Here is a 24264-nt window from a genome sequence, read left to right as displayed (position 1 = left end):
GGAGCTTCGGTGGCGGCTGATCGCGGTTCTCGCTGGATTCGCTGGCCCTCCGAGCCGGAGCGCGGCCGGATCGGGTACGGCGCGGACTACAACCCCGAGCAATGGCCCCGCGAGGTCTGGGACGAGGACGTCCGCGCCATGCGGCACGCCGGCGTGAACATCGTCTCGCTGGCGATCTTCTCGTGGGCGCGGCTCCAGCCGGGTCCGGACCGGTGGACCTTCGGCTGGCTCGACGAGGTCATGGACCTGCTGCACGCCAACGGCATCGCCGTCGACCTGGCCACCGCGACCGCCTCACCACCGCCGTGGCTGACCACCCTGCACCCGGAGATCCTCCCCGTCGACCGCGAGGGACGCACCCTCGGCCCCGGCGCCCGCCAGCACTGGCGCCCCACCTCGCCGGTCTTCCGCGAGCACGCGCTGCGGCTGGTCCGCGCCATGGCCGAGCGGTACGGTTCCCACCCGGCCCTGGCCGCCTGGCACGTCTCCAACGAGCTCGGCTGCCACAACGTCCACGACTACTCCGACGACGCCGCGACGGCGTTCCGCGCCTGGCTGCGCGACCGGTACGCCGGCGTCGGCGAGCTGAACCGCGCCTGGTCCACGGCCTTCTGGTCGCAGACGTACGGCGCGTGGGAGGAGGTGCTGCCGCCCCGGCTGGCCGCCTCCTACCCCAACCCGGCCCAGCAGCTCGACTTCCGGCGCTTCTCCTCCGACGCCCTCGCCGACCACCTGCGCGCCGAGCGGCGCGTGCTCGCCGAGGTCACCCCCGGAGTCCCCGTCACCACCAACTTCATGGTCATGGGGGAGACCAAGGGCATGGACTACCGGTCCTGGACGGCCGAGGTCGACTTCGTCTCCAACGACCACTACGTGCAGACCGGGCCGCGCGCGCGGGACGAGCTGTCGTTCTCGGCCAACCTCACCGGCTGGCTCGCGGGCGGCGACCCCTGGTTCCTGATGGAGCACTCCACCAGCGCGGTCAACTGGCGGCCGGTCAACACCGCCAAGCGGCCGGGCGACCTGGCCCGCGACTCCCTCACCCACGTGGCCCACGGCGCCGACGCGGTCTGCTTCTTCCAGTGGCGGCAGTCGGCGGGCGGCGCCGAGAAGTACCACTCGGCGATGGTGCCCCACGCGGGCACCGACAGCGAGGTCTTCCGCTCGGCGGCGGAACTCGGCGCGACCCTGGAAGCACTCGCGCCCGTCGCGGGCACGCGCCGCCGCCGGGCCCGGGCGGCGATCGTCTTCGACTGGCAGTCCTGGTGGGCCAGCGAGCTGGACTCCCACCCCACGTCGCTGCTGCGCTACCGGCAGGAGGCCCTGGACTGGTACTCGGCCTTCCTGGACGCGGGCGTGCGCACCGACGTCATCGGGCCCGAAGGGCCGTTCGGGGAGTACGACCTGGTCGTGGCCCCGGTCCTGCACGTCGTGCCCGCCTCACTCGCCGAGCGGCTGCGCCGGTTCGTGGACGGCGGCGGGCACCTCGTCACCACGTACTTCTCCGGCATCGTGGACGAGAACGACCAGGTGTGGCTCGGCGGTTACCCCGGCGCGCTGCGCGACCTGCTCGGCATCCGCATCGAGGAGTTCGGCCCCCTCCTGGACGGCGAGACCGTCGGCCTCGACCTCGGGGTCTCCGGGTCGCTGTGGACCGACCGGATCGACGTCACCGGCGCCGACGTCAAGGTCGTCGCCGCGTACACCTCGGGCGACCACGCGGGGCGGCCCGCCGTCACCACCCGCCTGGCCGGGACCGGCTCGGCGTCGTACGTCTCCACCCGGCTCGGGCCGGAGGGACTGGCCCCCGTGCTGGCGCGGTTCCTGGAGACGAGCGGGGTGGGCCCCGAGCTCGCGGGCGTGCCCGCCGGCGCGGTCGAGCTGGCGATCCGCACCGGCGCGGACGCCGAGTACTGGTTCCTGCTGAACCGCACCGGCGCGAGCGTCGAGGTCGGCGGCCTGACGGGGGAGGTCCTCCAAGCCCCCTCCCTGGCCGCCGGCCTGACGCTCGCTCCCCGTCAGGTGGCCGTGGTGCGCCGGCCGCACGTCACCGGACGCTGAAGCCCTGCTCCTGGCCGTACTTGATGGAGGCGTCCTGCCAGGACTTCAGTCCCTCCGACAGGGTCGCCCCGCCCGCGTACGCCTTGCCGACGGTGTCGTTGAAGACGCTGTTGGCGTACACCTGGTACGGCAGGTACGACCAGCCGTCCGCGACCTGGTTCGCCGACTCCGCCAGCACCTTGTTGACCTGCTGCCCGCCGAAGTAGGGGAACTCCTTGTCCTGGAACGCGGGGGAGGACAGCTGCGCGGTCGTGGCGGGGAACGCGCCGCCGTCCACGCGGGCCTGCACGCCCTCCTCGACGGCGGCGTACTTCAGGAAGGCGTAGGCGAGGGCCTTGTTGGCGGCGGCCTCCGGGACGGCCAGCGAGCTGCCGCCGTTCTCCGAGGTCGCCTTCCCGCCGCTCTCCCACTGCGGCATCGGCGCGACCCGCCACTTGCCCGCGCCGGCCTTGACGCCGCTCTCCAGGTTGGCGGGCATCCACGCGCCGATCACGAGCGAGGCGATGGTGCCGTCGCTCAGCCCCTTGTACCAGGCGTCGCTCCACGAGCCGATCGGCGCGACGAGCTTGCCGCTGACCAGCTTCTGCCAGGTCGAGGTGAACTTCTGCGTGCCCGCGTCGCCGAAGTTCACCGCCACACTCGTCCCGTCCACCTGGTACGGCCTGCCGCCCGCCTGCCAGATCAGGCTCGTGGTGAAACCCGCGTCCCCGGTGTCGTTGGTGATGTACGCCTTCGGGTCGGCGGCGTGCAGCTTCTCCGCGGCGGCCACGAAGTCGTCCCAGGTCGCGGGCACCTCGATGCCGTGCTTGTCGAAGACGTCCTTGTTGTAGAACAGCGCCATCGGGCCCGAGTCCATGGGCAGGCCGTACACGCCCGCGCCGGAGTGCACGGAGGCCCACGGGCCGGGCGTGAACGTGCCCTGCAACTGGTCCGCGCCGAACGCCCGCAGGTCGGTGACCGACTTGGCGAGGGAGAACTGCGGCAGCGCGTAGTACTCGATCTGCGCGACGTCGGGCACGCCCGACCCGGCCTTGATCGCGTTCTGCAGCGCGGTGTACTGGTCGTTGCCGGTGCCGGCGTTGACGAGGTCCACGGTGACCTTCGGGTACTTGGCCTGGAAGCCGGCGACCACCTGCTTCAGCGTGGGCTCCCACGCCCAGACCTTGAGGGTGCCGCCCGCGTCGAGGGCGGCCTGCACCTCGTTCGCGGCGGCGGTGCTCGCCGGGGCGGCGCTTCCGCCGCCGGGATCGGAACCGCCGGGATCGGCACCGCACGCGGCGGCCAGCAGGGACATCGACAGCGCGACGGCGCCCAGCAGGAGAGTGTGTCGGCGATTGGTCGTCATGGTCGTCCCTTCGTCGGTGGATCGGGGAGACGGTGGGGTTCGGGGTGGGGTTCGGGGTGGGGTTCGGCGCCGGTCACCCCTTCACGCTTCCGGCGGCCAGCCCCGACTGCCAGTACCGCTGGAGCAGCAGGAACGCCGCGATCAGCGGGATGATGGTGAGCAGCGAACCCGTGATCACCAGGTTGAAGATCACGTCGCCGCCCGCCGTGACGGCCTGCGCGTTCCAGCCGGCCAGGCCGAGCGTGAGCGGATACCAGTCGGGGTCCTTCAGCATGATCAGCGGCAGGAAGTAGTTGTTCCAGGTCGCGACGACCGTGAAGAGCAGGACCGTGACGATGCCGGGAGCCAGCAGGGGCAGGCCGATGCGGACGAACGTGTGGAACTCCCGCGATCCGTCCACCCGCGCCGACTCGAGGATCTCGTCGGGGACGGCGCCGGCCGCGTACGTCCACATGAGATAGAGCCCGAACGGCGAGACCAGCGACGGGACGATGATCGCCCACGGCGTGTCCGTCAGGCCCATGCGGGAGAACATCAGGAACGTCGGCACCGCGAGCGCCGTGCCGGGCACCGCGACCGCGCCGATGACGACGGCGAACACCGCCTTCTTGCCGGGGAAGTCGAACTTGGCGAGGCCGTACCCGGCGACGGTGGCCAGCAGGGTCGCCCCGCCGGCGCCGAGCACGACGTACAGGACGGTGTTGAGCAGCCAGCGGGTGAAGATCCCGCCGTCGTACGTGAGGGTGGCGGCGACGTTGTCGAACAGGGCGAACTCGCCGGCGAACCAGAGGCCGTTCGACCCGAGCAGCCCTTCCTGCGTCTTCGTGGCGTTGACCAGCAGCCAGGCCAGCGGGAGCAGCGAGTAGACCAGCATGATCCCGGTCAGCGCGGTGAGCGTGGCGCTGCGGCGGCGGACCGGATGGCGGCGCGCGTGCCGGACGTGCCGGGCATGCCGGATGACCAGCGGCTTGGACGTCATGACAGGGCCCCTCTCCGCATGCCGCGCAACTGCACCGCGTACGCGACGACCATCGTGATCACGCCCATGACGATCGCGATGGCGGCCGAGTAGTCGAAACGCTGGCCGGCGAAGGACAGCCAGTAGGCGTACAGGTTCGGCGTGAAGTACGTGGTGATGGCGTTCGGGGCCAGGTTGCGCAGGATGGCGGGCTCGTTGAACAGGTGGAAGCTGCCGATGATGGAGAAGATCGTGGCCACCAGCAGCGCGCCGCGCAGGGCCGGGAGTTTGATCGCCCAGACGATGCGGAGCTGGCCCGCGCCGTCGATCTGCGCCGCCTCGTACAGGGACGGGTTCACCACGCGCAGCGCGGAGTAGAGGATCAGCATGTTGTAGCCGACGAACTCCCAGGTCACGATGTTGCCGATGGAGAGCAGGACGAGCTCGGCCGACAGCGGGTCGGGCAGGGAGAGGCCGAAGGCGTCGTTGAGGTCGCCGACGAGGCCGAACTGGGCGCCGTACATGAAGCCCCACATCAGGGCCGCGACCGCGGCGGGCACCGCGTACGGCAGGAAGACGGAGATGCGGAAGAAGCCCGTCCCGTAAAGGCGGCCGCTGTCGATGGCGAGCGCGGCGAGCAGGGCGAGGAACAGCATGATCGGGACCTGGACGGCGAGGAAGAGCGCGACCCGGCCGAACGCGGACCAGAACTGCGGGTCGCCCACCGCCTGGACGTAGTTGTCGAAGCCGACGAACGTGGTCCCGCCGATCAGCCGGGTGCGGAACAGGCTGAGGTAGAACGAGTACGCGATCGGCGCCACGTACACGAGGGCGAACACCGCGAGGAAGGGCCCGGCGAAACGCCACCCCGTCCATGACCTTCTCGTCACGGCCACCGGCTCGCTCCTTCCGTGTTTACGTGAACATTGACGGCGACGAAGCGTCACCTTGGGGAATTGGGCGGTGATGTTAACGTAAACTTCCGTGCGGTATCGTGGCATCGGTCACACTTGGCGTCAAGGTTCAGGGCGGCGAACGGGCGGGTATGGAAGCGACGAACCGGGGCGGGGCCATCCCAGGCCGACGCCGTAAGCAGCGCGTCTCCATGGCCGACGTGGCCAAGCTCGCCGGGGTCTCGTCGCAGACCGTCTCCCGCGTGTCGAACGGCCACGAGAGCGTCATCCCCGCGACCCGCGACCAGGTCCTCGCCGCGATGCGCCAGCTCGGCTACCGCCCCAACAGCGCCGCCCGCGCCCTCCGGTACGGCCGGTTCAACACCATCGGCGTCATCCTGTTCAGCCTCGCCTCCACCGGCAACAGCCGTACGGTCGAGGCGATCGCCACCCACGCCGCGGCCGAGGGCTACGCCATCACGCTCATCCCCGTCGACGTGCCCACCCAGGACAACGTGCTGGGCGCGTTCACCCGGATGGGCGAACTGGCCGTCGACGCGGTGATCGTCATCATGGAGATCCACCTGCTCGACGCGGCCACCGTGACCCTGCCGCCCGGTGTGTACGTCGTCGTGGTCGACTCCGACGCCGGCGACCGCTACAGCGTCGTCGACACCGACCAGGCCGACGGCGCCCGCCAGGCCGTCCACCACCTGCTCGGCCTCGGCCACGAGACGGTCTGGCACGTGTCGGGCCCCGAGACGTCGTTCGCCAGCCAGCGCCGCGCCCAGGCCTGGCGTTCGACGCTGGAAGCCGCCGGCCGCCCGGTCCCCGAGCCGCTGACCGGCGACTGGTCGGCCCGATCCGGGTACGCCGCCGGGCTGTCCCTCGCCGACGAACCCGGCTGCACGGCCGTCTTCGTCGCCAACGACCAGATGGCCCTGGGCCTGCTGCGCGCCTTCCACGAGCGCGGCCGGGCGATCCCCGACGAGGTAAGCGTCGTCGGCTTCGACGACATCCCGGACTCGGCGTACTTCCCGACGCCCCTGACGACGGTCCGCCAGGACTTCGCCGAGGTGGGCCGCCGGTGCGTCCAGCGGGTGCTCACCCAGATCCGCGAGGGCCAGGCGGCGCAGCCGGGCACCGACCTGGTCCCCACGCAACTCCTGATCAGGGACAGCACGGCCACCGCCCCGCCGGTCGCGGAAACGATTGCCGCCCGTAAGCCGAAACGTCGATGATGGGTGCCCTGGTGCAGGGGGCTGATCCGGATCTGGGGCGTGATGGCGAAGAGGAATGCGCGACGGGGACAGAGCGCCCAGCGAAAACGGCCGGATCGGCGGCCTGCGGCGGACGAGGCGCCGTCGGGGTGGCGGAAGTGGCTGGGCGGCCCGAAGGCGGTGGGGGTCCTGGCCGGAACGACCCTGATCACCTTCCTGGTCACCAGCTACGCCCCCCGGCTGCTGGCCTCCGTCGATCGGCTGACCGGCGCCGCTGAGGTCGTCGTGTACGCCTACGAGGACCCGAGCACCGATCGCGACGTGATCCTGGCCTATGAGCGTGGTGATCAGTTCAAGGACGTGGAGGCGTTGCACCAGAAGCTGGTCGACCGGGACTACGGACTGGGGAAGGGCGGCTATCAGGCGCTGCGCTCGACCAACCGCGTCATCGTGGAGAACCGTATGCCCGCCGACGTCGCGGTGGTCGGCATCGCCTTCAAGCTCCTGGAGAAGCGGAACCCCCCGGCCGGCACCGCCGTGTGGCTGAATCCCCAGGGCGGGGAGACGGTCGTGCAGCTGGGGTTCGACCTCGACTCGTTCAATTCGCGGGCCCGGGCGATAGCCCCCGACCAGGAACTGGGCGCGGACTACTTCGCGCAGAACCGGGTGCTGCTGAAGCCGGGAGAGCAGATCGAGTTCTCCATGCGGGGGGACGCGACCAGGCAGCTCTATCTCTGGCGGGCCGAGATCAGCCTCTACGTGGGCGGCACCGTCAAGAAGGTCATGGCTCCGCCGGAGCACGAGAGACCGTTCGCGACCACCGGCCTGGCGAAGACCTTCACCAGCGCGTTCGACAACCACGCGGGCGACATCAAGCGGGTGGACCCCGGGCTGTTCTGCGCCAGGCACGCGATGTGCGGCCCGCGCGAGGACCGGGACTAACCGGATGAACCGATCACGCGCCCTGACCGCGGCCGCCGTCATCGCCGTCGCCGCCGCGGCCGGCTTCCTGGTACGCCAGTCGCCACCCCTCCCGCCGCACACCATCCGGGTGACCGGGGCTCCGGCCGAGAAACGGAGCCCGTTACCCCTGGCCACCCCGATCGTCGAGGTGGCAGCCGATCCTTTCGTCCGGGCTCTCCACATTCCCTCGACGAACCAGGGCAGGGGCGAGGAGAACGCCTACGTCTTCCCCGCCGATCCCACCGACGGCATTCCCGTCGACCAGCTGCTGAACTGCGACGACTTCGCTTCCTGGGCGGTGGCCAACGACGGCGCGGAGCTGGGTTCCGGCTCCTTCGTCCTGCAGGTGAGCAATCTCGACACGCCTCCGGAGGCGGTGGTCGCCACGGTGATCCTGCGTTCGGAGCGGGACCTGGGCCGCAGGCCGTACGTCGTTTCCTGCCGGGGGGCGCGAACGGGTGATGTGATCCCGTACGCGGCTCCGGATCTGAATATTGCCGACGGCGCTCGGGTGACGCTTCCGGGGGATTCCTTCCAGGGTGATGCGCAGTCCGGCTGGCATCGGAATCTGCGGGTGGCCGGGGGTGGCTGCCAGAGCTGCACCTACAGCCTGGCCTTCGAGATCGGCACGTATCGGACTCCTGCGCAGGGTCCGTACACCCTCAGCGCGTGGCCTGGCCGGGAGCCGGACCTGATGCTCTGTGGTGCCGTGGACGGCAACGGCGTCATCCGTCTCCCGTCCGGCACGCCGGACTGTCCCGCATCGAACTGACGTGTCCCCGGGGCACGTCAGGGCCGCCATGATGTCGCGTCGCTCTGCACCCCGGCGTCGCTGAGCCGGTCCGCGAGCAACTCCAGGTCGCCTCGGCGGGGGATCCCGATGTAGTGGACGCGGTCGCCGTCCACGCACACCTGTAACCGCGGGGCCTCCGGTGGGCTGTCCGCGTCGGCGTAGCGTCGGTGGCCCAGCGGGGAGAGCGTCACGATGCTCTGGTTGGACGATCCCCGCCAGCGCAGACCCGTGTTGCGGCGCTCGACGTAAGGGCCGGCGATCACGGCGTCGCACCGGGCCAGGATGTCCCGTGACCGCTGCTCACGTGTCAGCCGGGACAGCGGGCGTCCGGAGTAGACGAGCACGTCGATGGGCCGCTCGCCGCGCCAGGCCAGGATGCCGTCGAGCAGTTCGCCGAGCGCGGCGGGCTGCTCGAAGGGCTCGCCGCCGCTGATCGTCACGCCGTCCAGCGGGTCGGGGAGGGACGACAGCCAGGCGAGCACCGCCGGCACCGGGGTGGCGGTGGCCGGATCCGCGTTCCACGTGTCGCGGGACATGCAGCCCGCGCAGGCGATCGTGCAGCCCTGCGTCCAGATGCCGGCCCGCACGCCGGGGCCGAGCGCCAGAACCGGGTAGTGCGCCCGGGCGAGGAGCAACGCGGTCATCGTTCCCGCTCCCGCCGGCGTGTGCGCTGGCGGGGCGCCGTGGACCTGCGGCTTTCCACCGGGACCTGGTCGCCGGGCGGGATGACCCATTGTAGGTCGGTCCGTACGCCGGCCTCCGCCAGTCCGTCGCGGGCCGCCGCGAATGCGGCGCACCATTGTTCGGCGCGCTCGGTGTCCAGCCGGCGTCGCTCCTCCGCCTCGTCGGACGGCGAGGTCCGTACGACGGCGGCGCGCAACTCCCCGGCCTCCGGGTCCACCCGTACCTTGACCGCGTGCTCGCTCCAGTCGCCCCGGGTGAGGTAGACCTCGCCGCTTTCGGCGGTGAGCGTCTCGAAGCCGCCGTCGACCTGGTAGCCGAGGCCGGACAGCACCTGGTCGATCGAGTGGGCCACGTACCGGCGCGCGGCGGCGGCCTGGGCGTCGGCGGCCATCCGGTCCGCGGTCGCGCGCAGCGTGTCGTCGAGCGGAAGGCGGCCGGCGACGACGTCGTTCAGCGCGGCCCGGAGCCGGTCGGCGCCCGGATCGTCGTGATGGGCGATCAGCTGCAGGCAGCGTGCCGCGTGGACGGCCGCGTCGCGGCGCTCACGCGCTCGTTCGTTCGCCTGCCGGACCCTGATCCGCACATCGGTCAGGCGGCTGTCGGCCGTCGCCGCGTCGGCGGCGGCCACGACCTCGGCGGCGGCCAGGCGGACCAGTGCCCGGTCGTCCTCGACGGTGTCGGGCGCCAGCCGGTCCAGCACCCGGGTCAGCGTCGTGCGGAGCCGCGCCCGCCTGTCCTCCTCGGCCGGCTCCCCGGCGCTGTCCGGTTCGGCGGCGTCCCGCCTGGTCCGGGTCGTCCCCGTCAGGTCCAGCCGGACCGCCTCCGGCGGCGCGTCCGCGAAGACCCGGTGGATCACCGTCTCGGCGATCCACCGGGTGAGGTTTCGCTCCGCCTGAGCCAGGAGTTCGTCGGCCCGCGCGCACCAGGCCCGCAGGTCCTCGGCCTGCTGACCGTCGACCGCCAGCGGCGCGGGCAGATCGTCCGCCGTCATCGCGTTCCTCGCGTACGCGGCCTGCATCACGCTGATCCTGGCGTTGCGGTCCAGCACCGTGTGCACGGCCTGCTCGTACGTCCGGGCCGCCTCGGCCGCGGCCTCCTGTCGTCGCGCGGCCTTCTCCACCGAGGCGCCGGCCGCGGCGAGCCCCGCGCCGAGACCCCGGGCGAGAACCGCGCCGACCACGACCGGGCCGGCCACCGCGGCCACCACGGCCACGCCGGCCGCGGTGACCACCCTCGTTTCCACTGCGCTGCGCAATCGTCCTCCAGGGCGATGCGCCGATCGTCATCGTGCCGTTTCTTCCAGCGGATGAGTCCCGCGAGCGTGGTCACCAGCTGACCCGCCACGGTCTGGCCGACGAGCAGGAGCCACAGGAGGGGGAGGGCGGGCAGGATCAGGAACGCGAGCGCGGCCACGGAGAACGCCGCGGACCAGAAACCCCCGAACGCCGTACGGAGTCCCCGGCCGAGAAAGTCGAGCGTCCGGCCCGGCCACCGCAGGCCCTCGGCGAGGGTGTAGTCCCGGCCCTTCAGCAGGGCGGCGGTCGCCTCGATCATGAACTGGGGCATCCAGGCCACGGCGGCCAGCAGCGGAGCCGCCGCGAGCAGGTTCGAGCCGACCAGGTCACCGGAGAACCGGTAGAGCGGCTCCAGGTAGTCCATCACGCCGAAGCCGGCGGTCGTGTCGCGTACCCAGTCGTGCGCGTCGCCGACAGCCCATCGGTGGAGATATCCGGCGACCAGCGTGCCCCCAACCCAGAGCGGGAGAAACGGCAGGGTGACCAGGAGGGCGCGCAGGCCGGCGAGTGGGGCCGCTCGTCGTCGCCGCCGCTCGCGGTCGGACCACGCCTGCCGTCTGCGGTTCTCGCGCTCCCGGGTTTCGCGGTCCCGTCGCTCGGCGTTCTCGGCCTCGGCCACCGCGAGCGGCAGAACCCGTACGAGGGCCAGCTGGTGGAAGGGGTCCCCCCAGGCCAGCGCGACCATGTCGTCGAACCAGGGCACCGGGCGGACGAGCCGCGCGGGCGCCTCCGCCGCGGCCCGCGCCAGCGAGGCGCCGGTACCGTCCGGGTCCGCCGCCAGGGAGAGCAGCGTCAGCAGGATCGCCGCGGAGTCGTCCCCCGGGCCGCCGGCCAAGGGCAGCCGTTCCCCGGCTCCGGCCACGGTGCCACGCCACCGGTCTGTGTGCGCGTTCCACTGCCGTACCAGGTCGGCCCAGCGGTCGTGCAGCTCCGGCAGGTCCTCGCCCCCGGCGAATCCGGCGAGCTCGCCGAGCAGCCGGTGCCGCCACAGCGCCTGCCCGACGGCGACGGCCCGCGCGTGCTCGGGGTGCGCGGGATCCTCCGCCCACGCCGCGAGTCCCGGAAGATCCCGTCGGGTCATCCTGAGCCCGAGGTAGCAGGGCGGCAGGGCCGGGTCGAGCCATCGGATGAGGTGGAGCAGCTTGACGTCCGGCGGCTCGTCCCCCAGCAGGCGGGTGTCCACCAGCTCCATCCGGCGCTCCGCGCCGTCGTGCGACGCGTCGTCGAACTGCTGGAGCCAGAGGCGCAGGGCGTACCAGGCCTCGGTCGGCCCGGTGAGCGCCTTCATGCCGGCGAAGAAGGTCTGGGCGGCTGCCGCCCAGTGCTCGGCCAGGGCCGCCGCCAGATCCTCCCGGGTCGTGTAGACGCCGCCGCGGAACGGCAGTCCCGTCGGGCGGGGCCGCGGTGGCTCGACGCGGTCCTCCGGTACGGGCGGCGAGCCGCCGTCCAGCCAGAGCCGGACCTCCTCGGCCCCCCATCGGCGGCGCGGGTCACGGATGAGCAGCCCCCGGCAGAGCAGCCGGAACCGGGGATCGGAGAGCTGCCGGGTGTCGACCGTGCGCGTCGCCAGATGGTCCAGGACCGCCGTCTCCGTCATGCCGGCGAACGGCCCGCGGCCGGTCGCCAGCTCCAGCGTGATCATGCCGAGCGACCACCAGTCACGCGCCGGTGACACCTGGCCCGAGAGCGATTCGGGCGCCGCGTAGGCCAGGGTCCTGGAATGCGAGGCGAACACCACGCTCTCGTCGATGGCCTTACTCAGTCCGAAATCAGTTACGGCAAGGCTTAATGGATGAATGTTCCTGACAAGAATATTGTCGGGCTTCAGGTCGCGATGCACGATGCCGTGCGAATGGAGCCAGGACAGTGCGCCGACAAGTTGGCGCACCAATTCGGTGACGACGGCTTCGACGGGCGTGATCCGGCCCGACTCCGCCAGTGTGCGCAGATTGCCGTTGGCGACGTACTCCATCACCTCGTAGTCGCGCCCGTCGGAGTGCCCGGTCTCGGTGATTCTGACGATGTGGGGCGACGGCGTGGAGCGCAGCTTCTCCCACACCTGGCGGTCGGCGGCGAACCCGCGCCGGAAGATTTTCACGACCTGGTTCTCGCCGTCCGGGTCGCGCACTTGGACCAGATCCGCTTCGACGCCTTGCGAACGTATTTCGGCCACGGCCGTGAAACGTCCGGTCAGCGCCGAGGGCAACCGCACCAGGGGCGTACCCGCGTCGGGAACGGGGGAGTCCCGCCGGGTCGCGCCGGCCGGCTGGTCGCGCCGTGTGGGTCCGGGGCCTGGCGAGGAGACGGGTGGATCGCGCCGGGTGGCGGCGGCCACATCGTCCCGGCGGGTGCTTTCGACGCCAGTCGGTTGGGGCATATCGGGGCGCGCAATAGCCGGAATCTCCTCCAACCGTTCCTCCGAACACTTGAATGGATCGCATATCACGCGAAGTAGGGCACAGCTTACGGCTTTTCCTGGGGTGCGCCCTGAGGGATAACCCTCAACATTGCGAACCCGATATCCGGTCGAACACGGTGTTAGCTACACATGTATAGATATAGACCGCAGATTGCCCGTAGCCGGAAGCGCGTTCTTTTCGCGCGGTCCGTAAGTTTGTTTCGGTCAGCGGTCAATGGCCGCCGGCATGGGAGGCTCGCTGTGCAGCAGGCGGGTGAGGGCGTCGCCGACCTCGGGCGTCAGCGGCCCATCGTGCTCCAGTCCCAGCCGCCGGGCCAGTTCACCGGCGTGCAGGCGGGTGGCGGCCTCCAGCAGCCGGGCGTAGACGTCCACGGTGCCACGGGTGCGATGCCGTGCCGTACCGGCGAGAACGACGGCCAGGAGGCCGGCCGGCCACCACCAGACGGTGAGCAGCGCGTACAGGATCGCCCATCCACCGAGGGTGGTGGCGCGGGCGAGCGACTGCCGGGCGGCGGTGATCTCGGCGCGGACCGGGTCCGGCAGGGTCAACCACAGATGCGGCCAGACGACGGCCAGATCCAGTTGGTGGTCCCGCTCCAGCCGTACGGCCACCGCGTGCACGCGGTCGCCGGTCCAGGTGGGCCGGTCCGGTTCCTCCACCGCGACACGGTTCATGGCGTGCCCGGCGGCGCGACGCGGCGAAGAGTCCGGGCGGCCGCCCCGCGCACGGGCCAGGGCGGCGTCCTCGCGCAGCCGATGGTAGATGGCCGCCCTTGCCTGCCAGCGCTTCCGGCGCCGGGCGACCCGCCGGTCGGCCAGCCAGAACAGCGGCCCGTACCAGGCACGCCAGTCGGCGGCCAGCACGATCCTTTCGAGGAGCGAGCCCAGCCCCTGCGCCGCGAGACCGGCGATCGCCGCGACCGCCAGGGCGGCGACGAGCAGCAGCGCCTGCCCGCCGGCCGACCGGGCCGCGGGACCGGCCGCGAACGTGGTGACGTCACCCGCCAGCGCGCCGATGTCGAAGGGCCGCGCGTGCCCGAGCCGGTACGCGGCGGTGGCGACCGCCAGGTAGAGCGCGCCCGGAAGCACCAGCAGGGTGAACCAGACGTCGGCCAGTTTCCTGCCGATCTCGCCGAGCAGCGCGCTCATCGCATCAGAGCCGTTCCCGGCGCAGCGGGCGGCCGACGATCTCGCAGGTCGGCGGCCCGGCGGCGTCCGGCCAGCGGTACGACGAGCACCGGCCCTCGGGACACAGGTAGACGATCTCCGCTCGGCCGCCGATGCCGGCGGGCGTCAGCCCGCGGGTGTGGGAGTGGACGCCGAGGGCGTCCCCGGCCACCCGCAACGCGTCGTGCAGCTCCTCCAGCGGTCCGGCCACGTCTCCGCCCCGGCGGACCGCGTCCAGAAGCCGGTCCAGCGCGGACGCGTCACCGGTGCCGTCGTGCCCTTCGAGTTCGGCGCGGATGACCGTCAGCCTCCCGCACACGTACGCCAGGCCGTCCGCGGTCCGGTCGGCCGCCTCCTCGCCGCGCTCAGCCACCGATGCCTCCTCCCGCCCGGCCGCCTGAGCCGGCCACTGGCACCCGTTTCCGGTACGGCGACCAGATCCTACCCAGCAACCCGCCGCCGCTCCACCCAGAGTGGGATTAGCCTCACCTACAGTGCATAAGGAGGCCGATGGGCGAGCGGGAAGAACTGCTGGCGGCGGTGCGGGCCCGGGTCGAGAGCGTGAACGACGCGCAGGACCTGCCCGTGGTGCTGGAGCCGAGCGCGCTCACGGCGGCGCACCGGCTCGCCGGGATGATGGACGACGACGACCTGCCCGCCCACTACCTGCTGGGCTGGCTGCACTGGTATCGGGCGACGGCGCAGCCGGGGGATGCGGGCCGCCCGGATCTGACCGCCGCCGTCGGCATGTTCGCGACGTGTTTCATCGCCGGCGTCGCCCCGGACGACCTGCCCGACGACCTGGTGCCCTTCATCGCCGCCCAGGCCGCCGCCGTCGCCAGCCGCCACCTGCCCGACGACGCGGCCGGTCCTGAGGAACTCACCTCCGCGATCGATCTCTGGCGGCGCATCGTCGGCACCATGCCCGCCGACTTCCCCCGGGGCGGACCGCTCGGCATCCTGGCGGGCGCGCTCCAGGACCGCTTCGAGCTCACCGGCTCCCTCGCCGACCTCGACGAAGCCGTCAACGCCGGACGCGCCGCGGCCGACGCCACCGGCGACCGTCAGGAACGAGCCGGCCACCTGCACAATCTCAGCGTGTCGCTGCAATCGCGATTCGAGCTGAGCGGGGCCGACGCGGACCTGGCGGAGGCGATCCGAAGCGCCCGAGCCGCCGTCGCGGACGCCGCGGCCGGCCCCGAGCGGGCGAGCATGCTGGCCGCCCTGGCGAACGCCCTGCGGCTCCGCTTCGAGCGCCACGGCGTCGCGGCCGACCTCGACGAGGCGATCCGGGCCGGCCGGGAGGCGCTCGACGCCATCCCCGCCTGGCATCCCGACCGGCTGACCGCCGTCAACGTCCTCGCGGGCGCGCTCACGGAACGGTTCTCACGCACCGGGACCATGCCCGATCTGGACGCCGCCATCGTGAGCGTCCAAGCCGCGGTGGCCGCCACCCCTGCCGGGCACCCGGATCGGGCGCTGTATCTGAGCAACCTGGCGGGCGCGCTGAACACCCGGTACCAGCGCCTGGGCACGCTGGCGGATCTGAACGCGGCGGTCGACGCCGGTCGGGCCGCCGCGGCCGCGACCCCGCCCGGCCACCCCGACCGAGCGGTCACCCTGAACAACTTGGCCGGCGCGCTGCAGGCCCGGTTCGAGCACACCGGCGCAACCGCGGACCTCGACGGCGCTGTGCACGCCCTCGAAGCCGCGGTGGCGGCCACCTCGGCCGGGCAGCCGGACATCCTCGACAATCTAGGCGTCGTGCTCCGGCTGCGGTTTCATCGCACCGGGCGCTCAGAGGACCTGGACGCAGCGATCGAGGCCAGCCGGGCGGCCGTGGCCGCGACCCCGGCCGACCACCCCCAGCGGGCGCCGATGCTGTCGAACCTCGGTATCGCCCTGCGCTCGCGCCACCACCACAGCGGGGACCCCGCGGACCTGGACGGCGCCGTCGACGCCGGTCGGGCCGCCGTGGCCGCGACCCCGGCCGATCACCCCCAGCGGGCGGGGATGCTGTCGAACCTCGGCGTCGCCCTGCTGACTCGCTACGAGCGCACGGATGCCCGCGCCGACCTCGACGCCGCGATAACGGCCGGCCGGACGGCGGTGGAGGTCACTCCCGCCGACCGTCCCGATCGGGCGTTCTATCTGAGTGCGCTCGGCGCCGCCCTGCGCCACCGCCACCTGCGCACCGGCGTCCGGGCCGACCGGGACGAGGCGGTTTCGGCCTGCGCGCTGGCGACCCGGGTGACTTCCGCTCCCGCGTCCGCTCGGATCCGGGCGGCGGGCATGGCCGCCTCGTTGCTCGGCTCCGGCGAGCCCGGCCGGGCCGCCGACCTGCTGGAGACCGCGGTGCGGCTGCTGCCCCAGGTGGTCCCGCGCGAACTGGAGCGGGCCGATCAGCAGTACACGATCGGCGGATTCGCCGGGCTGGCGGCCGACGCGGCCGCCCTGGCCCTCGCCGCTCGGGACACGGCCGCCGGACGGGCGCTGTCCCTGCTGGAGATGGGCCGCGCGGTACTGCTCGGCCAGGCCTTGGACACGCGCGGCGACTCAGGTGAACTGCGGCGGCGTCATCCGGCGCTCGCGGCCCGCTTCGCCGAGTTGCGCGACCTGCTCGACGTGTTCCCGGCAAGCCACGAGGCGACCTGGCGACAACCCGTGGACCGGCATGCGCTGGCCGCCGAGTTCGCCACGGTGCTGGCCCGCATCCGGGCCCTGGACGGCTTCGCGGATTTCGCCCTCGCCCCGGCCGCCGAGGACCTGGTCGCCCAGGCCGCGGCCGGTCCGGTGGCGGTCTTCAACGTCAGCCCGCACCGCAGCGACGCGCTGCTGGTGACGGCCGATGGCATCAGCCACGTGGAACTTCCCGGCCTCGACCACGCGACGGTGGTCCGGCGGGTCGGCGAGTTCCATCGGGCCCTGGCCGCGACGACGGACCCGGACGCCGATCGCCTGGCGGCGCAGGCGAAGCTGCGCGACGTGCTCGGCTGGCTGTGGGACGAGGCGGCCGGACCCGTGCTCGGCGCCCTCGGCCACCACGACACGCCCCCGGCGGACGGGACGTGGCCCCGGGTGTGGTGGGCGCCCGGAGGACTGCTCGGTCAGCTGCCCGTCCACGCGGCCGGTCATCACACCGACCCGCCCGGCGGGGCGGCCCGCCGTACCGTCCTGGACCGCGTCGTCTCGTCCTACACGCCGACCGTCCGGGCCTTGGGTCAGGCCCGCCGGAACCCGGCCCGGCGCTCCGCGGCGCCGAAGGCACTGATCGTCGCCATGTCCACGACCCCCGGGCTGCCCGATGAAGGACGGCTCGACTACGTCCGGGCCGAAGCCGCGCTGGTGCGTACCCGCCTGCCCGCGTCCGTGCTGCTCGCCGAGCCCGCCGCGGAGGCGGGCCGCGCCGTCCCGACGAAGGCCACCGTCCTCGCCCAGCTGCCCGGCTGTACGGTCGCGCACTTCGCCTGCCACGGGGAGAGCCACCCGACCGACCCCTCCCGCAGCCGGCTCCTGCTGCGCGACCACGCCGAGGAACCGCTCACGGTGGCGAGTCTGGCGTCGCTGCGGCTCGACCACGCGCAACTGGCCTACCTGTCGGCCTGCCGTACCGCGTTCACCGGGGCCGCCAGGCTGCTGGACGAGGCCATCCACCTGTCTTCCGCCTGCCAGCTCGCCGGGTTCCCGCATGTCGTCGGCTCTCTCTGGGAGATCGACGACGACGTGGCCGTCCGCGTCGCCGAGGCCTTCTACGCCGGGATCGTCGCCGAGGACGGCAGTGTGGACGCCGGGAGCGCCGCCTGCGCTCTGCACCACGCGGTGCGGAGCATCCGGGACAGATTCCCCGGTACCCCGTCCCTATGGGCCGGCTACCTGCATTCCGGAGCGTGAGGTGCGCGCATTGACAGGCAAGTGACGGCTTGCCTATTGTCTCCGCATGGGCGACGTCTTCAAGGCCCTCGCCGACCCCACCCGGCGGACCATTCTCGACGAGCTGGCCGAACGCGACGGCCAGACCCTGTTCGAGATCTGCGTCCGCCTGACGAGCCGGCACCAGCTGGGCCTGACCCGGCAGGCCGTGTCCCAGCATCTGGCGGTGCTGGAGGAGGCCGGGCTGGTCATCACGCGCAAGCAGGGGCGGTACAAGTTCCACCATCTCGACACCACTCCGCTGGCCGCCATCTTCGAGCGGTGGCCCGTCACCAGGAAAGGACAGGAACCGTGAAGATCTACGTCACCAGCGTGTTCGTGGACGACCAGCAGAAGGCCCTCGACTTCTACACCGAGGTGCTCGGCTTCATCAAGAAGAACGACATCCCGGTGGGCGAGGACACCCGGTGGCTGACGGTCGTCTCACCGGAGGACCCGGACGGCACGGAGTTGGTGCTGGAGCCGAGCGGGCATCCCGTGGTCAAGCCGTACAAGGAGGGGCTGGTGGCCGACGGCATCCCGGCGACCTCGTTCATGGTCGCGGACGTGCACAAGGAGTTCGAGCGGCTGAGCGGGCTGGGGGTGACGTTCACGCAGGAGCCGATGGAGGCCGGGCCGGTGACCATGGCGGTCTTCGACGACACCTGCGGGAACCTGATCCAGATCGTGACGCTCTCGTAGGACCGAACGGGATCATCCGCCGCGGCCGGGTGCGCCGCCCGTCGCCCGGACTGTCGCGATTCCCCCGGAAGGCCGGTTGTTCCACCAGAGCGAGAGCGCCACGGCGGACGCGATGAACAGGCCGCCGATGGCGGCGAACCAGGCGGCGACGTCGACGTTCTCCTGGACGACGGTGAACGTGCCCGGCAGTTTGCCCAGGGCCGCCTGGAGCTGGTCGGCGTTCTGCGCGCGGTAGTATGCCCCTCCGGTGGTGTCGGCGACCTCCTTGAGAGAGCCCTCGTCGATGGCCAGCCGCCCGCGCCCCCGGTCGAACCCGCCCCCGCCGGGACGGCCGAAACCGAAGCCGCCGTCGAACTGCCTGCCGTCGCACACCATGGGCGCGGGCGTGGTGGTGCCGAACCCGATCGTGAAGACCCGTACGCGGCGGAGAGCGGCCTCCTGGGCGGCCGTCTCCGGCTGCACGCCCTGGGTGTTCGCCCCGTCGGTGAGCACCACGATCGCGCTGCTCGCGAAACCCTCCCCCCGGTCCACGGGATCGGCGCCGATCGGGGCTACCGAGGGGTCGATCTCCGCGATGGCGTCGAGCGAGGTGAGGATGGCCTGGCCGATCGCGGTGCCCCGCGAGGTGATCAGGCCCTCGAGCGCGTCGAGCAGCGCCTGCGTGTCCTCCGTCGGGGGGACGACGAGGCCCGCGTTGCCCGCGAAGGTGACCAGGCCGATGCGCGGCCCTCCCTCCTGGGAGCGGATGAAGTCCGCGGCGGCTTCCTTGGCGGCGGTGATGCGGTTCGGGTCCACGTCGGTGGAGCACATGGAGCCCGAGGTGTCGAGGGAGAGCAGGATCGTCGCCGAGTCCATCGGCACCGGCACGGTCGCCTGCGGACGGGCCGCGCCGAGGCCGAGCACGAGGAGCCCCGCCGCGAGCAGCGCCGCCGGGATCCACCGCCGCCAGCGGGTCCGTCCGGGCAGCGCCACCCGGACCAGCGCGACCGAGGTGACCCGGATCGCCGCGCGCCGGCGCCGCCGCCGCGTCAGCCACCAGATCGCGAACACCAGCGGGACGGCCAGGAGGGCGGACAACGCCCAGGGCCACGTGAAGGACATTCAGACCACCCGCCCGGTACGGAAGACGGTGAGCGCCGACCCCGCGGTGAGCAGGGCGAGGGCGACCGCGATGAACGCGCCCGCGAGGGGAAGCGGCTCGTCGCTGACGGTGAGCCGCAGATCGATCGTCGAGGCGATCCCGTCGAGCCGGCCCGTGTCGGAGCCGGGATAGTACGTGCCGCGCGTGGCCTGCGCGATCGACGTCAGCGCGTCCTCGTCGAGCGCGGTCTGCAGGCTGAACCCGTCGACCTTCACCGCGGTCCCGGCGGCGGTGCCGATGCCGACGGTGTGGATGCGCACACCCGCCTGCTCGGCCACCGCCACGGCGCTGTCGACGTTCCCGCCCAGGTCCTGGCCGTCGGAGAACATCACGATGGTCGCCGACGGCCAGTACCCGATGTCGGGGACGGTGTCGTCGTCGCGCGCGATGGCGATCCTCTTGCCGGTGATCGCGGTGAGGGAGGCGAGGATGGCGCCCCCCAGCGAGGTGCCGCCGGTGACCTTCAGGCGGTCGATCGCCGCCAGCGCGGCGGTGTGGTCGGCGTCCGGGCGCGCGGTGGTGAGCGCGCCCCGCTCGAACGCGACGACACCGATGTCGACGCTGGCCGGCTGCGCCTGGATGAACGACCGCGCCGCCCGCTGCGCCGCCGCGAGCCTGCTGGGCGCGATGTCGTCGGCGCCCATGCTCGCGGAGACGTCCATGGCCAGGATCACCGTGCCGGAGGCCCGGGGCACGGGCACGTACGCGGTCGGACCGGCGACGGCGATCGCGAGCACCGCGAGGCCGCCGAGGGTGAACCAGGTGCCCAGCTGCGTACGCCGGTTCGGCGCGATGATCCCGGCGGCGGCCCAGGCGGCCGACCGGCGGCGCGCGAAGACGACGGCCACGGCGGCGAGCGCCGCGGTGACGAGTAAGCCGAGGGCCAGAAGATAGAGGTTCACGCGCGCCGGTCCCGGGTCCGGGCGACGACCTCGACGAGCGTCTCGGCCAGGTCGCGAGCGGTGTCGACGCGGTGGACCGGCACACCCGCCTCGCGCATGCCGTCCGCCAGCCGGGCGTCGCGGGCGCTGACGGCCTCGCGGAAGCGGACCTGGAACAGCGGGTCGCCGGAGTCGACGATGAGCTGCTCGCCGGTCTCCGCGTCCTCCACCACGATGAGCCCGGCCTCCGGCAGTTCGTCGTCCGCGGTGTCCACGATGCGGAGGGCGACGACCTCGTGCCGTCGCGCCAGGCGCAGCAGCGAGCGTTCCCAGTCGCCCTCGCCGATGAAGTCGGAGACGACGACGACCAGGCTGCGGCGCCGGGCCAGGCGCGCCACCGCGTCCAGCATCTCGGCCAGATCGGTCGTCCGGCCGCTGTTCGTGCCGGCGGTGCGCTCCAGCTCGGCGCCGATGCGCAGCACGTGCCTGCGTTCCGTGCCGGGCGGTACGACCCGCAGCACGCCCGTGTCGAAGAGCAGGGCGCCGACCCGGTTGCCGCCCCGGGAGAACAGCCGGGCGAGGACCAGCGTCAGCTCCGCCAGGACCTCGTGCTTGCCGCGTCCCGGCCGGCCCGCCGCCATCGACGCCGACCGGTCGAGCGCCAGCCAGACCGTCATCTCGCGGTCCTCGTTGAACTGCCTGAGGTGCGCCTCGTTCAGCCGGGCGGTGACGTTCCAGTCGATGTGGCGCGCGTCGTCGCCCTCCACGTACGCGCGCAGCCCGGCGAAGTCGGTCCCCGCCCCCCGGTGCACCGTACGGTGGCCGCCCTGGAGCCGCCCGTCGAGACGGCGGACGACCCGCCATTCCAGGCGGAGCAGGAGTTTCTCGGGGGCCCGCATCGGATCAGCGGTCCTGGAGGACGGCGTCGGGCACCCGTACGGCCCCGAGCACGCTCGTCACGATCGTGTCGGCGTCCACGTCGTCGGCGAGGGCCTCGTACGAGAGCACGATCCGATGGCGGAGCACGTCGAGGGCGAGTTCGATGACGTCGTAGGGGAGCACGTAGCCGCGGCCGCGCAGGAACGCGAGGGCGCGTGCGCCGATCACGAGCGCGATCGAGGCGCGGGGACTCGCCCCGTAGTTGACGTACCGCTCCAGCTGGCCGAGCCCGGCGTTGCCCAGGGCGCGGGTCACGGTGACCAGGCGCACGGCGTAGTCGACGATGCTGGGGTCGACGTACACCTCCCGGACGCGTGCCTGCATCCCGATCAGGTCGTCGGTGGTCAGGATGGCCCGGGTCGGCTCCGGCGGCCGGAGCGCGCGGTCGACGATCGCGTGCTCCTCGGCGCCGGCGGGGTAGTCGACGAGGACCTTCATCATGAACCGGTCCACCTGCGCCTCGGGCAGCGGGTAGGTGCCCTCCGACTCGATCGGGTTCTCGGTCGCCATGACCAGGAACGGCTCGGGCACCCGGAACGTCTCGCGGCCGATGGTGACCTGGTGCTCCTGCATCACCTCAAGCAGCGCGCTCTGCACCTTGGCCGGCGCGCGGTTGATCTCGTCGGCCAGCAGCAGGTTCGCGAACACCGGCCCCAGCTCGGTACGGAACTCGCCGGAGTGCTGATGGTAGATCCGCGTGCCGATGAGGTCGGCGGGGACGAGGTCGGGCGTGAACTGGATCCGCTGGAACTGCCCGGCTATCGCCGCGGCGAGCGACTTCACGGCCAGCGTCTTGGCCAGGCCGGGCACACCCTCGACGAGCAGGTGACCGCCGGACAGCAGGGCGACGGCCATGCGTTCCAGCAGCACGTCCTGGCCGACGATCGTACGCTTCACCTCGAACAGCGCGCGTTCGAGCGGGTTGGTGGACTTCGCGGGAGAGGTCATCGGGGGATTCCTTCGTCGCTCAGATCTGGGGTCCGTTTCCGTCACCGTCTCCGTCTCCTCCGGACAGAGCCGTACCGATGGGCACCGCGAAGGCGATACCGGCGAAGGCCTCGTCCTTGCCCGGGTCGGCGATCGAGACGACGATGCCGATGACGAGCCCTCGCGCGTCGAGCAGCGGGCCGCCGGAGCTGCCCGGGTTGACCGACGCGTCGAACTGGATGAGTCCCTCCAGATCGCCGCCGTCGGATTCGGACGCCCGGTTCAAGCCCGAGACGACGCCGGAGGAGACGCTGAAGGTCAGCCCCAGCGGGTTGCCGATGGCGACGACCGGCGCGCCCACCTCGCCACCGCCGCCGAGAATCGCGGGTACGAGGATCTCGGGCAGCGACGCCGGGGCGAGCAGCGCGATGTCCTTACCCGGATCGGCCGACGTGACACGTGCCCGCGTCTCCGTCCCGTCCGAGAAGGTGACGTTGATCGTCTTGGCGTCCTCGATGACGTGGTGCGCGGTCACGATGGTCCCGTTGTCCGCCGCGATCACACCCGTCCCGATCCCGCCGTCCGTACGGATGACGACCACGGACGGCCCGACCCGCTGGAAGATCTCCGCCACCGTGGGGCTCATGGTCGGCGTCGGCGTCGGACTCCGGCTGGGCGCCGCCGCGCTCTGCGGTCCGGCCGTCCTGCCGAGCAGGAACGCCACCACCAGCAGCAGGGCGACCACCCCAACCCCACCGCCGACCAGCAGGCGACCCGGGACTCCGGCCATGACCCCCCTCTCGGGCCCGCGTTCCACCGCTTCACCGTACAAGCCCAGGGTGAAAAGAGCATTAAATAGTCACGCTTGTCCGCTTGCGTCTGCCGGGCTGTCACGGACGCGGGGCGGAAACAGCCGCCGACACGCCCCGGGCACGCACGGCGGCACGGCGGCGGCTCGTGCTAGATGACCGGTTTGACGTCGAGGATGGGGGTTCCGTCGAAGGCCTCCAGGTCGTGGACCAGGATTCGGTGGCCGTCTATTGCGGCGATTCGGACCAGGTGGAGGCCGATGGGGTTCGGGCGGTCCTGTGAGCGCGTGCTGAAGACGCCGGTCAGGGGGTTCCCGGGGTCGTCGCGCGGGTGTACGGAGAGCACGTCTCTCTCGGCCCGGTGGAGCCAGGTCAGAAGGATGATGGTCGCGCCGACGGCGAAGTCGCGCGTGCCTTCCAGGACTTGGTCGTCGAACACCAGCCAGGCGTCCGGGGCTCCCTCGACGCCCTGTTTCGGGGCGTGCTCCCGGTCGGTGAGCGTCGACTCGACGTACCCGATCGGTCTGACCTCGAAGCCTGTCATCGTGCTCCTCCTCGGAGCGAGTGTCCCAAACGACGACGATCTCCACGGCTCCGAGACAAGATCGTGATTCTTGCCGTCGATAATGCCGTGGTGAAACGTTTTGGGCGATATGTTTTGTCGGTAGTGGTTTGTCTTCCGCTGGTCGCAGGATGCGGCGTTATTGACATAATGGCCGGGCGCAAGGGTTATACCGTTCCAAGCAAGGCCATGGAGCCCACGATTATGGCGGGCCGTCATATCATGGCCGTCCTGCCTGACGATGATTATGCTCCCGAGCTCGGCGATGTCGTTTTCTTCAGGGCTCCGGAGTCGTGGGAAATGAACGGCGTCTATGTTTCGCGCGTCATCGGTGTTCCAGGGGCCGCGATCCAGTGTTGTGACGATCAAGGGCGGATAGTTCTGAACGGGCGGCCTCTGGAGGAGTCGTACATCAAGGAGCCGCCCGCCTCGCGTGAGACGTTCGGTCCGTTGACCGTTCCGGCGGGGCGGGTCTGGGTTCAGGGGGACAACCGCCACATGGCTCTCGACTCCCGCCATCATCAGGGGGCCGATCCCACCATCCCGGTGTCGAACATCGTGGGAGTCGCCGACCTCTCCACCGTCAAGTAAGGGCG

21 protein-coding genes are annotated in these 24264 nt (G+C 71.9%); 8 read left to right on the top strand and 13 right to left on the bottom strand.

The features are described from left to right. Nucleotides 1-9 precede the first annotated feature (9 nt). Nucleotides 10-2061 (top strand): beta-galactosidase, encoded by a 2052-nt coding sequence (locus tag Aph01nite_RS08795; protein ID WP_239161496.1) that lies wholly within the window; start codon nucleotides 10-12, stop codon nucleotides 2059-2061. Here Aph01nite_RS08795 and Aph01nite_RS08790 read toward each other — a convergent pair. From Aph01nite_RS08790 to Aph01nite_RS08780, 3 genes are all read right to left on the bottom strand, one after another. Then, the gene (locus tag Aph01nite_RS08790; protein WP_204040283.1) at nucleotides 2048-3406 is read right to left on the bottom strand and encodes an ABC transporter substrate-binding protein; all 1359 of its coding nucleotides are present in this window, start codon (nucleotides 3404-3406) and stop codon (nucleotides 2048-2050) included. The two genes, Aph01nite_RS08795 and Aph01nite_RS08790, sit on opposite strands and share 14 nt — an antisense overlap. A 73-nt stretch (nucleotides 3407-3479) precedes the next feature. Then, nucleotides 3480-4385 carry a carbohydrate ABC transporter permease gene (locus Aph01nite_RS08785; RefSeq protein ID WP_204040282.1) on the bottom strand — a complete coding sequence of 302 codons (906 nt, stop codon included), beginning with the start codon at nucleotides 4383-4385 and terminating at the stop codon, nucleotides 3480-3482. Beyond that, nucleotides 4382-5260 (bottom strand): carbohydrate ABC transporter permease, encoded by an 879-nt coding sequence (locus Aph01nite_RS08780; protein ID WP_239161495.1) that lies wholly within the window; start codon nucleotides 5258-5260, stop codon nucleotides 4382-4384. Before Aph01nite_RS08780 ends, Aph01nite_RS08785 begins: the two co-directional genes overlap by 4 nt. Before the next feature lie 149 nt (nucleotides 5261-5409). On the opposite strand from Aph01nite_RS08780, the gene Aph01nite_RS08775 reads away from it, so the two are divergent. Genes Aph01nite_RS08775 through Aph01nite_RS08765 form a run of 3 tightly spaced genes read left to right on the top strand, consistent with a single transcriptional unit; the run spans nucleotide 5410 to nucleotide 8212 of the window. Next, nucleotides 5410-6498 carry a LacI family DNA-binding transcriptional regulator gene (locus tag Aph01nite_RS08775; RefSeq protein WP_204040280.1) on the top strand — a complete coding sequence of 363 codons (1089 nt, stop codon included), beginning with the start codon at nucleotides 5410-5412 and terminating at the stop codon, nucleotides 6496-6498. Between the two features lie 42 nt (nucleotides 6499-6540). Then, the gene (locus tag Aph01nite_RS08770; RefSeq protein WP_204040279.1) at nucleotides 6541-7419 is read left to right on the top strand and encodes a hypothetical protein; all 879 of its coding nucleotides are present in this window, start codon (nucleotides 6541-6543) and stop codon (nucleotides 7417-7419) included. Between the two features lie 4 nt (nucleotides 7420-7423). Next, nucleotides 7424-8212, top strand: coding sequence for a hypothetical protein (locus Aph01nite_RS08765; RefSeq protein WP_204040278.1), 789 nt, complete (start codon nucleotides 7424-7426; stop codon nucleotides 8210-8212). Between the two features lie 17 nt (nucleotides 8213-8229). Here Aph01nite_RS08765 and Aph01nite_RS08760 read toward each other — a convergent pair whose 3' ends face one another. The 4 genes from Aph01nite_RS08760 to Aph01nite_RS08745 all read right to left on the bottom strand — a co-directional run bounded on the left by Aph01nite_RS08760 (nucleotide 8230) and on the right by Aph01nite_RS08745 (nucleotide 14171). Next, on the bottom strand, nucleotides 8230-8877 hold the full coding sequence (locus Aph01nite_RS08760) for a 4Fe-4S single cluster domain-containing protein (RefSeq protein WP_204040277.1): 648 nt from the start codon (nucleotides 8875-8877) through the stop codon (nucleotides 8230-8232). Nucleotides 8878-9934: 1057 nt separating this feature from the next. Next, entirely contained in the window at nucleotides 9935-12589 is a 2655-nt protein-coding gene (locus Aph01nite_RS08755; protein WP_204040276.1) for a protein kinase domain-containing protein, read from the bottom strand. A gap of 246 nt (nucleotides 12590-12835) precedes the next feature. After that, nucleotides 12836-13780, bottom strand: a complete 945-nt coding sequence (locus Aph01nite_RS08750; protein WP_204040275.1) for a hypothetical protein — start codon at nucleotides 13778-13780, stop codon at nucleotides 12836-12838. 4 nt (nucleotides 13781-13784) lie between these two features. Further along, entirely contained in the window at nucleotides 13785-14171 is a 387-nt protein-coding gene (locus Aph01nite_RS08745; protein ID WP_204040274.1) for a hypothetical protein, read from the bottom strand. Between the two features lie 137 nt (nucleotides 14172-14308). On the opposite strand from Aph01nite_RS08745, the gene Aph01nite_RS08740 reads away from it, so the two are divergent. Genes Aph01nite_RS08740 through Aph01nite_RS08730 form a run of 3 tightly spaced genes read left to right on the top strand, consistent with a single transcriptional unit; the run spans nucleotide 14309 to nucleotide 18409 of the window. Then, the gene (locus tag Aph01nite_RS08740) at nucleotides 14309-17689 is read left to right on the top strand and encodes a CHAT domain-containing protein (RefSeq protein ID WP_204040273.1); all 3381 of its coding nucleotides are present in this window, start codon (nucleotides 14309-14311) and stop codon (nucleotides 17687-17689) included. 46 nt (nucleotides 17690-17735) lie between these two features. Beyond that, complete coding sequence (locus tag Aph01nite_RS08735; protein ID WP_204040272.1) at nucleotides 17736-18023, top strand: ArsR/SmtB family transcription factor; 288 nt, start codon at nucleotides 17736-17738, stop codon at nucleotides 18021-18023. Further along, on the top strand, nucleotides 18020-18409 hold the full coding sequence (locus Aph01nite_RS08730; protein WP_204040271.1) for a VOC family protein: 390 nt from the start codon (nucleotides 18020-18022) through the stop codon (nucleotides 18407-18409). Before Aph01nite_RS08735 ends, Aph01nite_RS08730 begins: the two co-directional genes overlap by 4 nt. A 12-nt stretch (nucleotides 18410-18421) precedes the next feature. Here Aph01nite_RS08730 and Aph01nite_RS08725 read toward each other — a convergent pair whose 3' ends face one another. The 6 genes from Aph01nite_RS08725 to tsaA form a co-directional block, all read right to left on the bottom strand. Then, nucleotides 18422-19510, bottom strand: coding sequence for a vWA domain-containing protein (locus Aph01nite_RS08725; protein ID WP_204040270.1), 1089 nt, complete (start codon nucleotides 19508-19510; stop codon nucleotides 18422-18424). After that, on the bottom strand, nucleotides 19511-20452 hold the full coding sequence (locus Aph01nite_RS08720; protein ID WP_204040269.1) for a VWA domain-containing protein: 942 nt from the start codon (nucleotides 20450-20452) through the stop codon (nucleotides 19511-19513). It lies immediately after the preceding gene. Then, complete coding sequence (locus tag Aph01nite_RS08715) at nucleotides 20449-21330, bottom strand: DUF58 domain-containing protein (protein ID WP_204040268.1); 882 nt, start codon at nucleotides 21328-21330, stop codon at nucleotides 20449-20451. Before Aph01nite_RS08715 ends, Aph01nite_RS08720 begins: the two co-directional genes overlap by 4 nt. Nucleotides 21331-21334: 4 nt before the next feature. After that, nucleotides 21335-22318 carry an AAA family ATPase gene (locus tag Aph01nite_RS08710; RefSeq protein WP_204040267.1) on the bottom strand — a complete coding sequence of 328 codons (984 nt, stop codon included), beginning with the start codon at nucleotides 22316-22318 and terminating at the stop codon, nucleotides 21335-21337. A 19-nt stretch (nucleotides 22319-22337) separates the two neighbouring features. Next, nucleotides 22338-23087: a S1C family serine protease gene (locus Aph01nite_RS08705; RefSeq protein ID WP_204040266.1), complete on the bottom strand. Its 750-nt coding sequence runs from the start codon at nucleotides 23085-23087 to the stop codon at nucleotides 22338-22340. A 170-nt stretch (nucleotides 23088-23257) separates the two neighbouring features. Next, nucleotides 23258-23650 (bottom strand): tRNA (N6-threonylcarbamoyladenosine(37)-N6)-methyltransferase TrmO, encoded by a 393-nt coding sequence (gene tsaA / locus Aph01nite_RS08700; protein ID WP_204040265.1) that lies wholly within the window; start codon nucleotides 23648-23650, stop codon nucleotides 23258-23260. 63 nt (nucleotides 23651-23713) lie between these two features. Here tsaA and lepB point away from each other — a divergent pair, with 63 nt between their 5' ends. Continuing rightward, nucleotides 23714-24259: a signal peptidase I gene (lepB, locus tag Aph01nite_RS08695; protein WP_204040264.1), complete on the top strand. Its 546-nt coding sequence runs from the start codon at nucleotides 23714-23716 to the stop codon at nucleotides 24257-24259. The last annotated feature ends 5 nt before the right edge of the window (nucleotides 24260-24264 follow it).

This window comes from Acrocarpospora phusangensis (assembly GCF_016862995.1).
Taxonomy (GTDB): Bacteria; Actinomycetota; Actinomycetes; order Streptosporangiales; family Streptosporangiaceae; genus Acrocarpospora; species Acrocarpospora phusangensis.
The sequence above is the reverse complement of the archived record's forward strand: the minus strand, read 5'-3'. Positions and strand labels throughout refer to the sequence as shown.

Excerpts from the sequence above, each read along its gene's own strand:
- Aph01nite_RS08790 (WP_204040283.1), bottom strand. The coding sequence starts at position 3,406 with ATGACGACCAATCGCCGACACACTCTCCTGCTGGGCGCCGTCGCGCTG.
- Aph01nite_RS08785 (WP_204040282.1), bottom strand. The coding sequence starts at position 4,385 with ATGACGTCCAAGCCGCTGGTCATCCGGCATGCCCGGCACGTCCGGCAC.
- Aph01nite_RS08775 (WP_204040280.1), top strand. The coding sequence starts at position 5,410 with ATGGAAGCGACGAACCGGGGCGGGGCCATCCCAGGCCGACGCCGTAAG.
- Aph01nite_RS08770 (WP_204040279.1), top strand. The coding sequence starts at position 6,541 with ATGGCGAAGAGGAATGCGCGACGGGGACAGAGCGCCCAGCGAAAACGG.
- Aph01nite_RS08765 (WP_204040278.1), top strand. The coding sequence starts at position 7,424 with ATGAACCGATCACGCGCCCTGACCGCGGCCGCCGTCATCGCCGTCGCC.
- Aph01nite_RS08760 (WP_204040277.1), bottom strand. The coding sequence starts at position 8,877 with ATGACCGCGTTGCTCCTCGCCCGGGCGCACTACCCGGTTCTGGCGCTC.
- Aph01nite_RS08755 (WP_204040276.1), bottom strand. The coding sequence starts at position 12,589 with ATGCCCCAACCGACTGGCGTCGAAAGCACCCGCCGGGACGATGTGGCC.
- Aph01nite_RS08750 (WP_204040275.1), bottom strand. The coding sequence starts at position 13,780 with ATGAGCGCGCTGCTCGGCGAGATCGGCAGGAAACTGGCCGACGTCTGG.
- Aph01nite_RS08740 (WP_204040273.1), top strand. The coding sequence starts at position 14,309 with ATGGGCGAGCGGGAAGAACTGCTGGCGGCGGTGCGGGCCCGGGTCGAG.
- Aph01nite_RS08735 (WP_204040272.1), top strand. The coding sequence starts at position 17,736 with ATGGGCGACGTCTTCAAGGCCCTCGCCGACCCCACCCGGCGGACCATT.
- Aph01nite_RS08725 (WP_204040270.1), bottom strand. The coding sequence starts at position 19,510 with ATGTCCTTCACGTGGCCCTGGGCGTTGTCCGCCCTCCTGGCCGTCCCG.
- Aph01nite_RS08715 (WP_204040268.1), bottom strand. The coding sequence starts at position 21,330 with ATGCGGGCCCCCGAGAAACTCCTGCTCCGCCTGGAATGGCGGGTCGTC.
- Aph01nite_RS08710 (WP_204040267.1), bottom strand. The coding sequence starts at position 22,318 with ATGACCTCTCCCGCGAAGTCCACCAACCCGCTCGAACGCGCGCTGTTC.
- Aph01nite_RS08705 (WP_204040266.1), bottom strand. The coding sequence starts at position 23,087 with ATGGCCGGAGTCCCGGGTCGCCTGCTGGTCGGCGGTGGGGTTGGGGTG.
- tsaA (WP_204040265.1), bottom strand. The coding sequence starts at position 23,650 with ATGACAGGCTTCGAGGTCAGACCGATCGGGTACGTCGAGTCGACGCTC.